General features: G+C 70.1%; 12 protein-coding genes. 7 read left to right on the top strand and 5 right to left on the bottom strand.

Features of this window, described 5'->3' with window-relative positions:
• Positions 1-20 precede the first annotated feature (20 nt).
• Both ACQPYE_RS28435 and ACQPYE_RS28430 read left to right on the top strand, forming a co-directional pair.
• Positions 21-656 carry a hypothetical protein gene (locus tag ACQPYE_RS28435; RefSeq protein ID WP_498715733.1) on the top strand — a complete coding sequence of 212 codons (636 nt, stop codon included), beginning with the start codon at positions 21-23 and terminating at the stop codon, positions 654-656.
• Complete coding sequence (locus ACQPYE_RS28430; protein ID WP_498715731.1) at positions 653-1,837, top strand: PrsW family intramembrane metalloprotease; 1,185 nt, start codon at positions 653-655, stop codon at positions 1,835-1,837. Before ACQPYE_RS28435 ends, ACQPYE_RS28430 begins: the two co-directional genes overlap by 4 nt.
• A 478-nt stretch (positions 1,838-2,315) precedes the next feature.
• Here the strand turns inward: ACQPYE_RS28430 and ACQPYE_RS28425 are convergent, their stop codons facing one another.
• Positions 2,316-2,849 carry a P-loop nucleotide/nucleoside kinase family protein gene (locus tag ACQPYE_RS28425; RefSeq protein ID WP_498715730.1) on the bottom strand — a complete coding sequence of 178 codons (534 nt, stop codon included), beginning with the start codon at positions 2,847-2,849 and terminating at the stop codon, positions 2,316-2,318.
• 575 nt (positions 2,850-3,424) lie between these two features.
• On the opposite strand from ACQPYE_RS28425, the gene ACQPYE_RS28420 reads away from it, so the two are divergent.
• The 3 genes from ACQPYE_RS28420 (at position 3,425) to ACQPYE_RS28410 (ending at position 7,648) form a co-directional block, all read left to right on the top strand.
• Complete coding sequence (locus ACQPYE_RS28420) at positions 3,425-4,663, top strand: ABC1 kinase family protein (protein WP_498715729.1); 1,239 nt, start codon at positions 3,425-3,427, stop codon at positions 4,661-4,663.
• Positions 4,664-4,799: 136 nt separating this feature from the next.
• Positions 4,800-6,719 (top strand): CRTAC1 family protein, encoded by a 1,920-nt coding sequence (locus ACQPYE_RS28415; protein WP_498715728.1) that lies wholly within the window; start codon positions 4,800-4,802, stop codon positions 6,717-6,719.
• Positions 6,716-7,648: an enediyne biosynthesis protein UnbU gene (locus ACQPYE_RS28410; protein ID WP_498715727.1), complete on the top strand. Its 933-nt coding sequence runs from the start codon at positions 6,716-6,718 to the stop codon at positions 7,646-7,648. The genes ACQPYE_RS28415 and ACQPYE_RS28410 overlap by 4 nt, the downstream gene beginning before the upstream one ends.
• A 110-nt stretch (positions 7,649-7,758) precedes the next feature.
• On the opposite strand, the gene ACQPYE_RS28405 is transcribed toward ACQPYE_RS28410, so the two are convergent.
• Positions 7,759-8,334, bottom strand: coding sequence for a hypothetical protein (locus ACQPYE_RS28405; protein ID WP_498715726.1), 576 nt, complete (start codon positions 8,332-8,334; stop codon positions 7,759-7,761).
• A gap of 179 nt (positions 8,335-8,513) precedes the next feature.
• Entirely contained in the window at positions 8,514-9,350 is an 837-nt protein-coding gene (locus ACQPYE_RS28400; protein ID WP_498715725.1) for a lipase family protein, read from the bottom strand.
• Between the two features lie 562 nt (positions 9,351-9,912).
• On the opposite strand from ACQPYE_RS28400, the gene ACQPYE_RS28395 reads away from it, so the two are divergent.
• Positions 9,913-11,022 (top strand): sugar ABC transporter substrate-binding protein, encoded by a 1,110-nt coding sequence (locus ACQPYE_RS28395; protein ID WP_498715724.1) that lies wholly within the window; start codon positions 9,913-9,915, stop codon positions 11,020-11,022.
• 37 nt (positions 11,023-11,059) lie between these two features.
• Here ACQPYE_RS28395 and ACQPYE_RS28390 read toward each other — a convergent pair whose 3' ends face one another.
• Together ACQPYE_RS28390 and ACQPYE_RS28385 are read right to left on the bottom strand one after the other, a co-directional pair.
• The gene (locus tag ACQPYE_RS28390) at positions 11,060-11,926 is read right to left on the bottom strand and encodes a diacylglycerol/lipid kinase family protein (protein WP_498715722.1); all 867 of its coding nucleotides are present in this window, start codon (positions 11,924-11,926) and stop codon (positions 11,060-11,062) included.
• A gap of 202 nt (positions 11,927-12,128) precedes the next feature.
• Positions 12,129-12,509: a hypothetical protein gene (locus ACQPYE_RS28385; RefSeq protein WP_498715721.1), complete on the bottom strand. Its 381-nt coding sequence runs from the start codon at positions 12,507-12,509 to the stop codon at positions 12,129-12,131.
• Positions 12,510-12,721: 212 nt separating this feature from the next.
• Between ACQPYE_RS28385 and ACQPYE_RS28380 the strand changes: the two genes are divergently transcribed.
• Entirely contained in the window at positions 12,722-13,990 is a 1,269-nt protein-coding gene (locus ACQPYE_RS28380; RefSeq protein WP_498715719.1) for an FG-GAP repeat domain-containing protein, read from the top strand.
• Position 13,991 lies beyond the last annotated feature (1 nt).

Below are 13,991 nucleotides of genomic sequence, written 5' to 3'. Positions count from 1 at the left end.
GGTGCCGGGAAGGAGCCGGGATGGCGGAGGCGCGCGAGGCGTCCGGGACGCGGGTGCCGGTCGAGCACCGGTTCTTCGGGATGGACCGGCGGGCGTTCAAGCCCGGCTTGATCGCCTTGGGGATCGCCCTGCTGCTGATCTACGGGTTGCCCGCGCTCAACGCGGCCATACCGTGGCACAACGAGGTGCGGGCCGGTGACGTGCTGGACCTGGGCGACGGGGCGACCGCGGTGCCGCCGGTGGGCTGGCAGCTGGAGGACGGCACGCTCGTCGGTGGCGCCGGTGCGTCGTCGACGAGCGTGTACGTCCTGCTGGTCACGGGCGGCGCACAGGCCGAACTGCGGGGAGCATCCTTCGACGGCACCGCCCGGGAATTCCTCGATCAGGTGAATCGCGCGCAGGACGCGCCGGCGGTGGACGGCGCGCCCGGCGCGATCACGACCGCCACGGGGCTGGTCGGGGTGGCGCAGAGCGACACGGGACCCGGCGGCGACAGCCTGGACGTGGCGTTCAAGATGGCCACCGGCACGGCGCGGGAGGTCGAGGCGGCACCCGCGCTGCTGGTGCGGGTGCGCACCGCGCCCGGCCGGTTCGAGCACGTGCAGGACGAGATCGCGGCACTGCTGCGCAGCATCACACCGGGAGCGGGCCGATGACCGACGTGACGTCGTCCGGGAACACGGCGGCGCTGCCGTCGGAGGCCAAGGCGGCGCAGCTGGCCGCCATCGAGCAGTCCGGCTGGGGACGGCCGTTCCGCTTCCTCCAGCCGCAGAACCTCGCCTTCTGGGTGTACGTGCTCGGTGTCGGCGGTGGCGCGCTGACCATGCTGCGCTACTTCGGCCAGAACGCCGGCTTCTACGCGCCCGCCCTGTCCGGGGGCGTGCTGCTGTTCGGGCTCTACCTGGTGCCGTGGTTGCTGCTGCTGCGCCACCACAACCGGTTCACCGCCCTGCCGGCCGGGCTGCTGGCGACCGGGTTCGCGTGGGGCGGTGTCGCCGCGACGTTCTGGATCGCGCTACCCGCCAACGGCGCCCTGCTGGAGATCTGGGCCAAGCTCGGTGGCACGTCCTTCGCCGCCGACTGGGGCGCCGGGCTCACCGCGCCGATCAACGAGGAGTTCGGCAAGGCCCTGGCCCTGGTGTTGCTCATCGGTTTGGCCCCGCGGTTGGTCCGCAGCGCCTACGACGGGTTCATCATCGGCGCGTTCACCGGCCTGGGGTTCGAGGTCTTCGAGGACATCCTGTACGTCTACAACAGCGCGGTGCAGGGCTTCGGCGTCGACCAGTTCGGTTCTTCGCTGCAGATGTTCCTCCTCCGCGGCGCGTCCGGGATCGTGTCGCACGCCTTGTTCAGCGCGATCTTCTGCGCCGGGCTGATGTGGGTGCTGGGCCGGACGCCGGGCGAGCGGCACGTCGTGCGCGGTGTGCTGACCATGCTGACGGCGATGGCCTTCCACTTCGCCTGGGACGACATGGCAGGCCTCAGCGGCGGCAGCGTGCTGTTCATCCCGCTGGCGCTGCTCATCGCGATCGTCGAACTGGCGTTCTTGTTCTACGTCCTGCGGCACGCCGCGCGGCGGGAACGCTCCTGGACCCGTGACCTCCTCGCACCGGAGATCGGCACGGGCGCCGTGGACCCCGCGCTGCTCGACGCGGTCAGCGGTCTGCGCAAGGACCGCAAGGACTACCGCAAGCACCTGCGCAGCCGCACCAAGGCCCGGCACCTCATCGAGGGCGCGGGCGACCTCGCCCACGAACTCGCCCGCGCCGGGGGCGACGACAGCCCCGGCGTCGTGCACGCACGTGCCGAACTCCACCGCCTACGCGAAAAACCCTGACCCGCAGGTGCCCGGCCAACCGAGTCGGACGTAACCAGGTAGGGCGGTGCGCTGCGCGGAAATACGCAGGAGCCAGGTCTGCCTTGCCGGTACGGTGCGGTTTTCCGGGGAAGCTGGAGGATTCGGTGATCGGTGATCGGGCGCGGTTCGGGGTCCTGGTAGGGCCGGTCGAGGTGGAGCACCCACAGCTGCGTTCGGTGAAGATCTACGTCGACGGTGAGGACCTGACGTTCCGGGACGACGAGGTGTACGTGCCGAACTTCCTGCTCCGGCTGGGGTTGACGCTGCGCGCGCTGGAGGACTGGCCCGATCTGGCGCCGCACGCGGCGGTGCTCGGCACCGACCCACGGTCGCTGCACGGGCGCCTGGTCGCCGAGAGCGAGCACGACCCGGTCCTGGCGTCGTGGGCTGCGCGGCTGTCGTTCCTGGAGTGGGGCGAGATCACGTTCCCGTTCACGCGCGGATCTGTCGGTAACGGTCAGGAGATCGCCGGTGGCCAGCGGTGCCTGCGCCACTCGTCCCAGGAGGTGAAGCCGGCCGGTGGGTCGTCGATGGGTTCGGTGCCGTCGAGTTCACCTGGTGTGGGGATCTGGATGACGTCAGCCCATTCGGCGGCTTCCTGGTCGGACACGGGCCACGTGGTGTGCGGCTCGTCGGCTTGGCGTTGATCGAGCCGCCTCCGCTGCTCGGCCTGGGACACCTCGAAGTAGTGCATCTCCACACGTGCGCCCCGATCCGCCGCCGCCTGCCGCAGCGCGGAGCGCTCGTCCCGCCCCCAGAGCCCGTAGTCGATCACCACGTTGCCGCCGAGTTCCAGGACGCGCAGCCCGATCTCGTTGAGCCGTCCTTCGATCACGTCGGAGGCCGATGGCGGGTTCTCGTGCCCGTAGAGGGCCTTGACCCACTCGTCCTTCGTCAGGCGAAGCGCGTCGCGCTCGACCTCGATGCGCCGCGCAGCACTGGTCTTCCCAGCGGCCGGCAGCCCGACCATCAAAAAGAGCGTCGGTTGCATCATCCCATCCCCAGCTCAGCGACAGCTCCATCATCACCGACCTCGCGCTCCCGACCAAGGCGCGGATCTCGGCGGCCCGACCCCTTGGGAGAGCGGGAATTGTGTCGTGTTTACGTTGTAGCACTTGTCCTTGGAACCTTGGTTCCGGCCGGCGCACGCTGCGTGAGCAGGCGCTCGGGCCTGCGCCGGGATCGCCCTGTGGGCTCATGGCGGTCCCGACGCCTCCGGGTGATCTTGTACAGCGGTGATGTGCTCGCCGGAGCTTCCGGTTTACCCGAAAGTGGCGTGTGCGTTCCGTAGCCGGATGCGTTCCCGCTCCGGCGATGGGGGACGTCTGAACGCTCAGGACTGGTCGGTTGCCGATGCTCGCGGGATGTGGCGTTGACGCCGGGTCCGCAGTGGCGCACGTCTTCACCGTATTGGTGGGCGGATGTTCGCTCATAAGGGTGTTTCGCGTCGTCTGATTGCGTGTCGGCCGGTGTGGCTGGTCGCTGCTAGCGTCTCGGCGCGATGTCGTACCCGGCGATTCGGAGGCGCTCGTGGGGATGGCCGTCGGGAATGTCGGTCGGGGTGCGGTGGTTCTTCGGTTCGCGCGGGTTCTGGTGGTTCTCGGCAGGCGCTCGTTGTCGTTGGCCTGGTTGGCGGTGACCGGCCGGTTGCGCGGGCACGGGCCCGTGCTGGAGTCGTGGCTCGCGGGCACGGTGGTCGAACTCGGCGCGGCGTTCGTGAAGGCGGCGCAGTTGCTGAGCACGCGGGCGGATCTGCTGCCGCCGGAGGTCTGCCGTGCGCTGGCCCGGCTCTACGACCAGGTGCGGCCGGAACCCGCGTCGTCGTTCGCGGCACTGCGGGGGTTGGCCGGTTCGTCGGCGACGCTCGTCGGGTCGGGCAGCATCGCCTGCGTCTACCGGGTTCGGCTCGCCGGTGGCCGGGACGTCGCGGTCAAGGTGCGTCGATCGGATGTGGAGCGGTCGCTGCCCCTGGACCTGGCTGTGCTGGAGCGTGTCGCCGGGGTGCTGGCTCGGCTGCCAGTCCTGCGCGGTGCGCCGGTCGTCGACATCGCCCGGCAGCTCACCGAAGGCATCCGGGCGCAGCTCGACCTCACCCGCGAGGCCGAGCTGCTCGACGGTTTCCGGAGGACCATGGCGGACGTCGCGGGGGTGACCGTGCCGGCGGTCGACCGCGATCTGTCCACAGAGGACATGGTGGTGATGGACTTCGTCGGTGACCTGGTCCGCTTCCGGCCCGACGAGCTCTCGGTGGCGAACCGGCGGCGGGCTGTGGTGATCGCGCTGCGTGCGGTGTACCGGATGTTGTTCCTCGACGGTGTGGTCCACTGCGACCTGCACCCCGGGAACCTGTACTTCCGCCAGGACGGCTCGATCGTGATCCTGGACGCCGGTTTCACCGTGCGGCTGTCGGATTCGGCTCGGGAGAAGTTCGCGGCGTTCTTCTACTGCATGGGCCGTGGCGACGGGCCGGCGTGCGCGGACATCGTGGCCTCGACGGCCACGGTGGCGCCGGGTGCGGACCCGGACGGCTTCCGCGCCGAGTTGGTGACCTTGGTGGAGGAGAGCGCCGGCCGGCGGGCGGAGGAGTTCGACCTCATCTCGTTCGCCACCACGCTGTTCGACGTGCAGCGGCGGCACGGTTTCTACGCCGACCCGCAGTTCGTGTTCCCGATCCTGTCGTTGCTGGTTCTGGAGGGCACCGTGCGCGAGTTCTACCCGGAGGTCGACTTCCAGCGGGAGGCGAAGCCCTTGCTGGTCACCGCGCTGTTCGAGCGTGCGATGGTGCGCGGCGGGGCATCGCGGTGAGGCTGTCGGAGGGAGCCGGAACGGGCCGTGCCCTGCTCGCCCGGGGCCTCGGGTGGGCCTGCGCGCGGCCACTGAGCGCGGACCCTCGTCGGTGCGCCACCGGATCACCCGGCAGCAGTCGACAGCGGGAGGGGCGATGAGGACGTTCCTGCGCCGGCACGCCGTCCGGTTGGTCGCGCTGCTCGGCTGTGCCGCGGTGTTCGCCGCGACGGTCGGGCCCCAGCCGTCGGCGGCGGATCGCGATGCGCTGGCCGAGCGGTTCTCGTTCACCGGCTACCCGGTCAGCCCTGCCGATCAACCCGGTGCTCGACACCTGCGTTCCGTCGCCCCCGCCTACGAGGGCGTCCGGTCCTGGATCTCCTCGGTCGGCGCGGGAACCGGACTCTTCGCCGCGGATGGCGGCACGGTCTCGCACGACTTGTGCCTGGTGGATCCGCGGACGGACACGGTGGGAGTGGCGCCGGCGCCCACGACCGGTGACCGCTACCGGCCGTTCGCGCTCGTTCCCGGCGGGTCCGAGCTGCCTCCGCACGCGGCGCCGATGGGTTGCCTGCCGACCGATCTCGACGCGGACGGCTGGCAGGACGTGGTCGTCTACTACTGGGGCCGCTCGCCCGTGCTGTTCCGGCGCACCCCCGGCGTGTCGCCGTCGGCCGCCGCGTTCTCCGCGCGTGAGCTGGTGAGCCCGTGGCAGGTGTGGAACACCAACGCCGCGACCACGGGCGACTTCGACGGCGACGGCCACCTCGACCTGGTGTTCGGCAACTACTTCCCGGACGGCGTCCGGGTGCTCGACCCGACCGCCGGTTCCCCCGAGCCCGTCATGAACGACTCGCTCTCGCACGCGGCGAACGGGGGCACGCTGCGCCTGTTCCGGTCAGCCGGGGGCGGGCACTTCGCCGAGGCCCGCGACGCGTTCGCGCCGGCGGACCGGACCGGGTGGACGTTCGCGCTCGGAGCACAGGACCTCGACGGGGACGGGCTGCCGGAGCTGTACGTGGCCAACGACTTCGGCCCCGACCGGTTGCTGGTCAACGGGTCCGCGCCGGGGCGTGCCGCGTTCACCCCGGCCGGCGGCGTCCGGCACGCGACCACACCGAAGTCGAAGGTGCTGGGCGACGACTCGTTCAAGGGCATGGGGGTGGCGTTCACCGACCTGCTGGGCACGGGCGTGCCCGCGATCCTGGTCAGCAACATCACCGAGCCCCACGCCCTCCAGGAGAGCAACTTCGCCTTCGTCGCGACCGGCGGCAGGACCGCCATGGCCGAACAGCTGCGTCACGGGGTGGCGCCCTACGACGACGTCAGCGAGGATCTCGGCCTGTCCCGGTCGGGCTGGTCGTGGGACGTCAAGGCCGCCGACTTCGACAACACCGGGGCGGACGAGGTCATGCACGCGACCGGGTTCGTAGCCGGTGCGGAGAACCGCTGGGCCCAGTTGCAGGAGCTGGCCATGTCCAACGACCTCGTGGTCCGCCACCCTGAGTTGTGGCCGGACTTCACCGAGGGCGTCGACCTGTCCGGGCACGACCGCAACACGTTCTTCGTCCGCGGCCGGGACGGCCGGTTCGTGGACGTGGCCGGCCCGGTCGGCGTGGACAGCGCCGCGGTCAGCCGGGCGTTCGCCGTGGGGGACGTCGACTCGGACGGCCGGCTGGACTTCGTGGTCGCCAACCAGTGGGCGCGGTCGACCCTGTACCGGAACACGTCCCCGGCGGGGAGCTTCCTCGGCCTGCGGCTGCGTCTTCCGACCGGCGCGGCCCGGTGCACGGCGCACGCGGGTGGGCCGACCACGCCGGCGATCGGCGCGGAGGTCGAGGTGTCGACTCCGGATGGCGGTGCCAGGTTGGCTCAGCTCTACCCGGCCAACGGCCACAACGGGGTGAACGCCGCGGACCTGCACTTCGGCCTCGGCGCGAACCCGGCCGCCACGGTGTCGGCCCGGGTGTCGTGGCGGGACGGCTGCGGCCGGCGGCACACCGGCTCGGTCTCCCTGGCGGCCGGGTGGCACGTGCTCCGGCTGGAGCCCGATGGCAGTGTGCGGGAGGACGAGTGACCACGACCGGTCGTGATCGCCGTTCCGCGGCACTGCGCCGGTTCGGGGTGTCGATCACCGCGCTGACGGTGCTCGGGCACACCGTTCTCGGCTTCGAGCAGGCGTACCTGACTCCCGTGGTCGCGGTCCTCGCCGGCCTCGTCGCGGAGCTCGTGCTGGACTCGGTGGAGGCGGCGGCGGAAGGGTGCCGCCCGCGCTGGCTCGGCCGGCCGGGCGCGGTCGTGGACTTCCTGCTCCCTGCCTACATCACGGGCATGGCGTGCGCGATGTTGCTGTACGCCAACGACCGGTTGCTGCCCACGGTGCTCGCGACGGTGGTCGGGGTGGCGAGCAAGTACGTGATCCGAGTGCCGGTCGGTGGACGTTCGCGGCACGTGCTCAACCCGAGCAACTTCGGCATCGTCGTGGTGTTGGTGGCCTTCCCCTGGATCGGTGTCGCGCCGCCGTACCAGTTCACCGAGTGGGTCACCGGGTGGTGGGGCGCGGTCGTCCCAGCCCTGCTGCTGGTCGCCGGGACCGTGGTGAACGCGCGGCTGACCGGCAAGGTGCCGCTGATCCTGGGCTGGGTGGGAGGGTTCGTCGCCCAGGCGGTGCTGCGGTGGGGTGTCACCGACATCTCCCTGGTCAGCGCGTTGCTGCCGCTGAGCGGAACGGCGTTCATCCTGTTCACCAACTACATGATCACCGATCCCGGCACGACGCCCGTCCGGCCGCGCAACCAGGTCCTGTTCGGGCTGGCGACGGCTGCGGTGTACGGCGTGCTGGTGCAGTTCCACGTGGTGTTCGGTTTGTTCTTCGCCCTGGTCGTCGTGTGCGTGCTCCGCGTGGTCGTGCTGCTGGCCACCGCCGCCCGCCCACCACGGGTGGCTCCGGTGGTGCCGCGACAGCGGATCACCGTCGAGCGTCCGGCCGTGCTGCACGAGCCTTGACGAAGCGCGGGGAGTGGGCATGGCGTGTGCCGGCCGCGTTGCGCGACGGGCTTCGACGCCCGCCGCCGACAAACCCGGACTCGACGGGACCGGCGTGTCCGCCGGACCGGTCAGGAGCCGCCCACCTTGATCGGGAACGAGTCGATCTTCACGATCGTGGTGTCCGGGTTGTCCGGCAGCACCAGCTCCATCGGGCTCGTCAGCTTGTACATGTCCCCCCTCGGGGGGAACTTCGTGAGCTTGCTGGTCAGCTGCACCGGGTTCTTCGTGGACAGCACCAGCGGCTCGGAGGGAACGGTCGTCCGGATCCCCGCGCTCCGCAGCACCGCTCCGGGGTTGTCGATGGTCATGGTGAAGCTCAGCACCATGAGTTGCTCGAACTTCGGCGGGAACTTCCCGATCAGTCGCAGCACGCTCTTCGCGTCGATGTCGATGTCGTTCTGCTCGATGGTGACCGTGGCGGGACCTCCCGCGCTGTCGTCCGCCGGCAGTTCGGCACTGATCTTGTGGCCGACGACTCGCAGTCGTACCGAGTTGAGCGGTTCGTTGGGGTTGACCTCGACCCGGATCTTGATGCCGCCCTTGAAGTCGAGGGTGAACAGGCTGGTGCCGATGGTCATCGGGGTGTTGAGGGCCAGGCAACTGCACGGGATCTCGACACCGATCTTGGGCAACAGGTTCACCATCAGGTCCTCCACGACCTCGGCAGCGCGTCGAACCGAACCTAAGTCAGATCGGCGGCGCCGGCCGGGTCCACGACGAGATCGACTAGATCGTGTCAGCCGACGTGACGGGCAGTGGTCGTGGTGGCGGCAAGCGTCGTTCGACCGGACCTCTCGCACCCATTCGAGAGGTGCCCCCGTGGTCATCGCGGTGCGGAGCCCTCAGGGAGGTTCTTCTCCAGGGCGGCCACGTACGCCTTCATGAGGTGGTCGCGCATCCCGTCGGCGGCCGGGGCGAACAGGTCGGCGGTCAGGCCTTTGGCGCGGTCGAGCAGTTTGGACACCCTGGGCATGGAGTCGCGGACCTTGCCGGCGGAGTCGATGTAGCGCAGTGCGGCGACGTGGCGGAACACCGGCCCGGGTGGGACCTGCGCGACGATGTCGTTGTTGTTGACCACTCGGAACGTCCGTCCGGCCAGCGCCTGGTCGTAGGCCTTGACCAAGGCGTTGTTGCACGTGCGGGGTTGTCCGAAGGTGTAGACGCCGTGCGCCGACAGCTGTGGCTTCTCGAAGTGCAGCCACGCGGCGGCCAGCATCGCCAGTGCGCCGCCGAGGCTGTGCCCGGTGAACCACACCGTCTGCTCGTCGTCGCGCAGCTCCTCGACGGCGGCCAGCACGGACGGGATCACCGCGCGCAACGCCTCGGCGAACCCGTAGTGGACCAGGCCGGTCTTCGCCGGTCCGGGCCACGGCGGAACGGTCGCGTCGGAGAACCAGTCCCGCAACTGCAGCGGCTCGGTGCCGCGGAAGGCGGTGACGATCATCGTCGGGCTCGCCATCGTGTAGGCCTGGGTGTGGCTGATCGCGAACGGCGGCTTGAACGTCGAGTGGTGGTGCCGCACCCGGTCGAAGCCCCACTCCGCGGCGGTGGCCTCGATCTCGTCCCGGTCCTGGTAGGCCAGTTCGGCGGCCTTCGCCATGCAGTACGCCTGGCGGGGGTCGTACCCGGTGGCCTGGTGGTTCATCGTCGGTGCGGACATCGTCCATCCTCGTGCAGGCGACAGGTCAACGGTGGCCACGTCCCCGCCACACCACCTGTGCCTACCTCCGCTGCGGCCCACCGCGCCACCGGCCGCGCCACAGTTCACCCCGCCGTGCAACCTCATCATCCCGTGCCGCTCGAAAGCCTCGGGTCGACGGCTCGGCGACCACCGGTCGATCTTCCTGGAGAACTGTTCCGAATCGGCGTTCCCGGCCCGACACGCCTGGCCGCGGTCATCATGCCTCGGCCGCCGAGGACCGGACCGTCGGTTGCCGGTGGTCTGCGAGGTATCACGATCTCGGGTGCAGCCGAACGCGGAGACGCCTTGTCCGCAGAAGTGCGTGATCAGCACGGCCGGGATCGGCTATGCCTTGGGTTCGCACGTGATGGCGTCGAGGGGGACCGTCATGGGCAGGGGTTCCCGGGCCGGCGATGGCGACGGATCGGACGCCGCTGCGCGACAAGATCCACCCGGGCCGTCGGACCGTCTTGGTCGTGCTGTCCGGCAGCGGGGTCGGGCCTCGTCCTCCGGCGCTGTCATTCAGGCGGGTCGGGACGCTGTGGTCACGTTCGAGCAGCACGTCCACCACCGGGCATCGGTGATCAGGTCGGCACCGGTGGGGATCACCGCGTTGGTCGCCGTGTGCGGTGTGGTCGTCGTGGTTGGCAGCGTCGTCGTCATCCGCAGCGGTGTGCTGTTCGAATCGGTGCCCGCGTGGACGATTCCCGTAGCGGTGTCGCTCGTGACCGTTCCGCTCCTGCTTCGCAGGAAGGCGCGGAAGGTGGACCCGCGCCAGGCGTTCCTCGTCACCTCGGCTTTCAGCCAGAAGTACTGGGTGGCCGAGTTGGTGCAGCGCCTGCACCGGGCGTTGGACCGCAAGGGCATCAACCTGGTGCTGAAGGTGCCCGACCGGGACTACGACGCCGCTTCGCAGGGCCACGACTTGCGGCGGGTGCTCAACACCAAGGACAGCTACCTGGGCGGGTTCGTCGTCCCGACCGAGCTGCACCGGATGCGCTCGCTGCTGGTGGAGTTCTGCGCCGAACTGGCGCTGCCGGTGGTGTTCACCGACGTCGACCCGTTCGACGACGAGAGGGAGTACCCCGCGAACACGGCGTTCGTCGGTTACGTCAGCGCCGACCTGGGGACGGAGGCGGGGCGTTGGCTGGTGGACCACCTGCGGCGACGTGGCGTGCGGCGGCCACACGTGTTGATCGTCGCCAGCCGTGAGCACTCCGATCGCCAGGATTCGTGCGCGGACGTCCTGCGAACCGGTTTGGGCACCGTGTCGATCAGCGTCGACGACACCTGCGCTTTCAGCCGCTTACGCGCCTACGAGGCGGTCCAGGCCCACATCCGGTCGCAGACCGTGCGGGCGCCCCGTCTGGACGCCGTGTTCTGCACCAACGACGAGATGGCGCTGGGGGCGGTCGACGCACTGCGTGCGACGGAATCACCGCTCACCAGGGAGACCACGGTCATCGGCGTCGACGGGATACCCGAGGCACGACACCTCATCGCGAACGCCGCGAGTCCGCTGCGGGCCACGGTGGTCCAAGACCCCCACCGCCTCACCGAGAGCGCCGTCGAGGTGCTGCAGAGGATGCTCGACGGCCGCCAGACGGTGACGCGAACCATCCTCAAGCCCGAGGTCTACCAGGTCCGGTGAACATCTCGGGGTTCGACCCGGGACAGGGTCGCCGAGTTCAGGCCGGCACCTTGACGACGAGCGCTCCGGGGTCCACCTCGACCGTCAGCGTCCTGGTCGTGCCGCAGACTTCTCCGTCGACCTCGAACGGCTTGGTGCGGCTGCTGCGCAACTCCAGGCGTCGGAACCGGAACCGCTCCACCACCGGCCCGTCCACCCGGCGGGAACCGATCAGGCGTCCCGCGGTGACGAGCCAACCCTTGGCGCGCACGTCACGCAGCAACGCCAGGTCCAGGAGCCCGTCGGCGGGGTCCGCCTCCGGCAGGAGGGAGACCCCGCCCTGCAAGGCGCCTATGTTGCCGACGACCGCCCCCAGGACGCGGCGGGTCAGCCAGGGACCGTCGTCCAACCGGACAGCCATCCGGCCGGCGCCCGATCTCAGGCCCTTGAGGACCGCCGGCACGTAGGCGGGCCACCCCAGGAGGCGCTTCATCCTGGGCGAGGTGTCGCGGACCATCTCCGCGTCCAGACCGATCCCGCCCATGCCGACGAAGGGGCGTCCGTCCAGCAGCCCCATGTCGACGCGGCGGTCCACCCCGTCGAACGCCGACGTCACGGCGTCCTCCACGCCACTGCCGACCCCCAGGTTCCGGGCCACGAGGTTGCCCGTGCCGATCGGCACGATCCCCATCGCCACCCCGGTGTGCGCCAACCCGGCGGCCACCGCGTTCACCGTGCCGTCCCCACCACACGCCAAGACCAGCCGCGGGTGGTCGCGCAGGGCGAGCGCCGTCACCCCCGTCCCGGCGTCCTCAAGGGTGGTCTCGAACCACTGCGGCTCACCCCAGCCCCGGTCCCGGGCGGTACGGGACACCAGGTCCCGCAACCCGGGGTGATCCACCTCGGCGACCGGATGAACGACCACCGCAACACGAAGCCCGCCACGCCCTGGATCCACCCGAACCGCCTTCACGAGGTCGACACCGGACCGGATGCCCTGCGACGAGCGAACGTACACGTGGGACGCGACACGCAAAGCGCTGTGGCGGCCGGACCTGCCCGGCCGGTGGGTTGCCAGGTCGCGGTGGCGCCCCACCCCCAGCGGGGCGCCACCGCGGGCGTGATCGTCAGAGGCGCACGCAGACGTGGCCGACATCCCGGTAGCCCGCGCCGTGCTTCTCCCACGCCTCACCGCACAGGTCCGTGCCCTCCCGGACCGTCTGGAGAGGCTCGACGACCACCCAGGGCACGGGGTTGCCGTCCGGTCCGACTTGGTGCGGCAGGGTGTTCGACGTGAATCCCACGTGGCCGTACCAGTTCGGCCCGTCGCCGTTCTGGTACACCTCCACTTTGTTCACGAATCGGTCGGAGTGGATGATGTTGATGCAGAGGTACTCCTCGCACTCCGTCGTATTCAGAACCCTTTCCTCGTCGGTCGCCGAGGCGGTGCCGGCGGGGAAGACGAGGGACGCGCAAAAAGCGGCCAACAGCAAACGTGTCTTTGGCATGGTGGATTCCCTTGCTGGAGATTGATTCACCTGATCGGGTAGAGAGGGCGACGGGCTGTGCCCGTCCTGCGATCCAGTTCTACCGCATCGGGGAATTGTTTCCGCGTGCCGGACGGCCGAGACAATGAACGTGAGACAACCCGGAGCGCAGGAGACAACCCGGCCGGGCCGGTCGGACAGAGGAGACGGGCATGCCGCGGCCTGAGAGCCGGTTGGATCCGCAGGCGGGGGTGGTGCAGCTCTTCGCCCACGACCTGCGCCTGCTGCGGGAGAAGGCCGGCAGCCCGCCGTACCGGGCGCTGGCGCTGCGGGCCCACTACGCGCCGGCGACCCTGGCGCGGGCGGCCGGAGGGCGTGAGTTGCCGAGTCTCGCGGTGACCTTGGCGTACGTGCGGGCCTGCGAAGGGGACGCGGAGCAATGGGAAAGCCGCTGGCACGAAGTCGCGGCGGTTTCGGCGCCGGAGATACCCGTGAAACCGGAACCGCACCCACCTGGGAAAACTGAGGTGCCGTCACAATCCGAGAGGGTGAAAAACGCTTCCCGTTTCAGGATTCGTCGCGGCCGACTGGTCGTCATCCTGGCCGCGCTGTTCCTGCTGGCGGGTACGGCAACGGCGGTCGTGGTCACCGCGGGGACCGATCCGCCGCAGCGTGGGAAACCTCCGGCCGGAAAAGCGGAGATGATCGACATCCGCACCGCCGCCGATGGCACGGTCCGCGCGTGGTCGAACACGGGCGGCTTCCCGGGATGGCCGTGGAGCGACCCGGTCAGCATGGTGCTGGGCCACGGCGACCCGGCTCTGGCCCGATTCGCCGACCTGGACGGCGACGGGTTCGACGAACTGGTCCGGATCGCCGCCGATGGGACGGTTACCGCGTGGTGGAACGACAGGGGCTTTCCCGACCGGCCGTGGCATTCTTCGGTGATCGTCGGCAAGGGTTCGACGGCAGATCCGGCCGACATCCACTTCGCTGACCTGGACGGTGACGGCAGGGATGAGATGATCGCCGTCGACGAGCTGGTCCGCGCCTGGCCCAACAACGGCGACTTCCCTGAGTGGCCGTGGAGCGACCCGGTGGAGCTGGGCGAAGCGCCGTCCAGGCACGCGCGGTTCGCCGATCTCGATGGTGACGGGAAGGCCGAGCTGATCACCTTGGGCACGGCGTCCGGCAGCCCGATCCGAGTCGGACGCAACACGGGCGTCTTCCCCGCTCGACCGTGGAGCGCGGCCGTCGACCTCGGACCGGGCCACGCCGACCCCGTGCGCGTTCGCTTCGCGGATCTCGACGGCGACGGCTTCGACGAGCTGATCTCGATCAACGAGGACGGCACGACCTCGGCGTGGTGGAACAACCACACCTTCCCCGACCACCCGTGGCACTCCTCGGTGATGATCGGCAAGGGCTGGATCGGCGACCCGGTGAGCGTCCAGTTCGCCGATCTCACGGGTGACGACCAACCTGATGGCCACTCCGGCTGAT

Source organism: Actinosynnema sp. CA-299493, from assembly GCF_050946825.1.
In the GTDB taxonomy this organism is placed as follows: Bacteria; Actinomycetota; Actinomycetes; order Mycobacteriales; family Pseudonocardiaceae; genus Actinosynnema.
The sequence above is the reverse complement of the archived record's forward strand: the minus strand, read 5'-3'. Positions and strand labels throughout refer to the sequence as shown.

Bases quoted from the DNA above. Each gene is read 5' to 3' on its own strand.
- ACQPYE_RS28405 (WP_498715726.1), bottom strand. From the start codon at position 8,334: ATGGTGAACCTGTTGCCCAAGATCGGTGTCGAGATCCCGTGCAGTTGC.
- ACQPYE_RS28385 (WP_498715721.1), bottom strand. From the start codon at position 12,509: ATGCCAAAGACACGTTTGCTGTTGGCCGCTTTTTGCGCGTCCCTCGTC.
- ACQPYE_RS28415 (WP_498715728.1), top strand. From the start codon at position 4,800: ATGAGGACGTTCCTGCGCCGGCACGCCGTCCGGTTGGTCGCGCTGCTC.
- ACQPYE_RS28400 (WP_498715725.1), bottom strand. From the start codon at position 9,350: ATGTCCGCACCGACGATGAACCACCAGGCCACCGGGTACGACCCCCGC.
- ACQPYE_RS28435 (WP_498715733.1), top strand. From the start codon at position 21: ATGGCGGAGGCGCGCGAGGCGTCCGGGACGCGGGTGCCGGTCGAGCAC.
- ACQPYE_RS28430 (WP_498715731.1), top strand. From the start codon at position 653: ATGACCGACGTGACGTCGTCCGGGAACACGGCGGCGCTGCCGTCGGAG.
- ACQPYE_RS28425 (WP_498715730.1), bottom strand. From the start codon at position 2,849: ATGCAACCGACGCTCTTTTTGATGGTCGGGCTGCCGGCCGCTGGGAAG.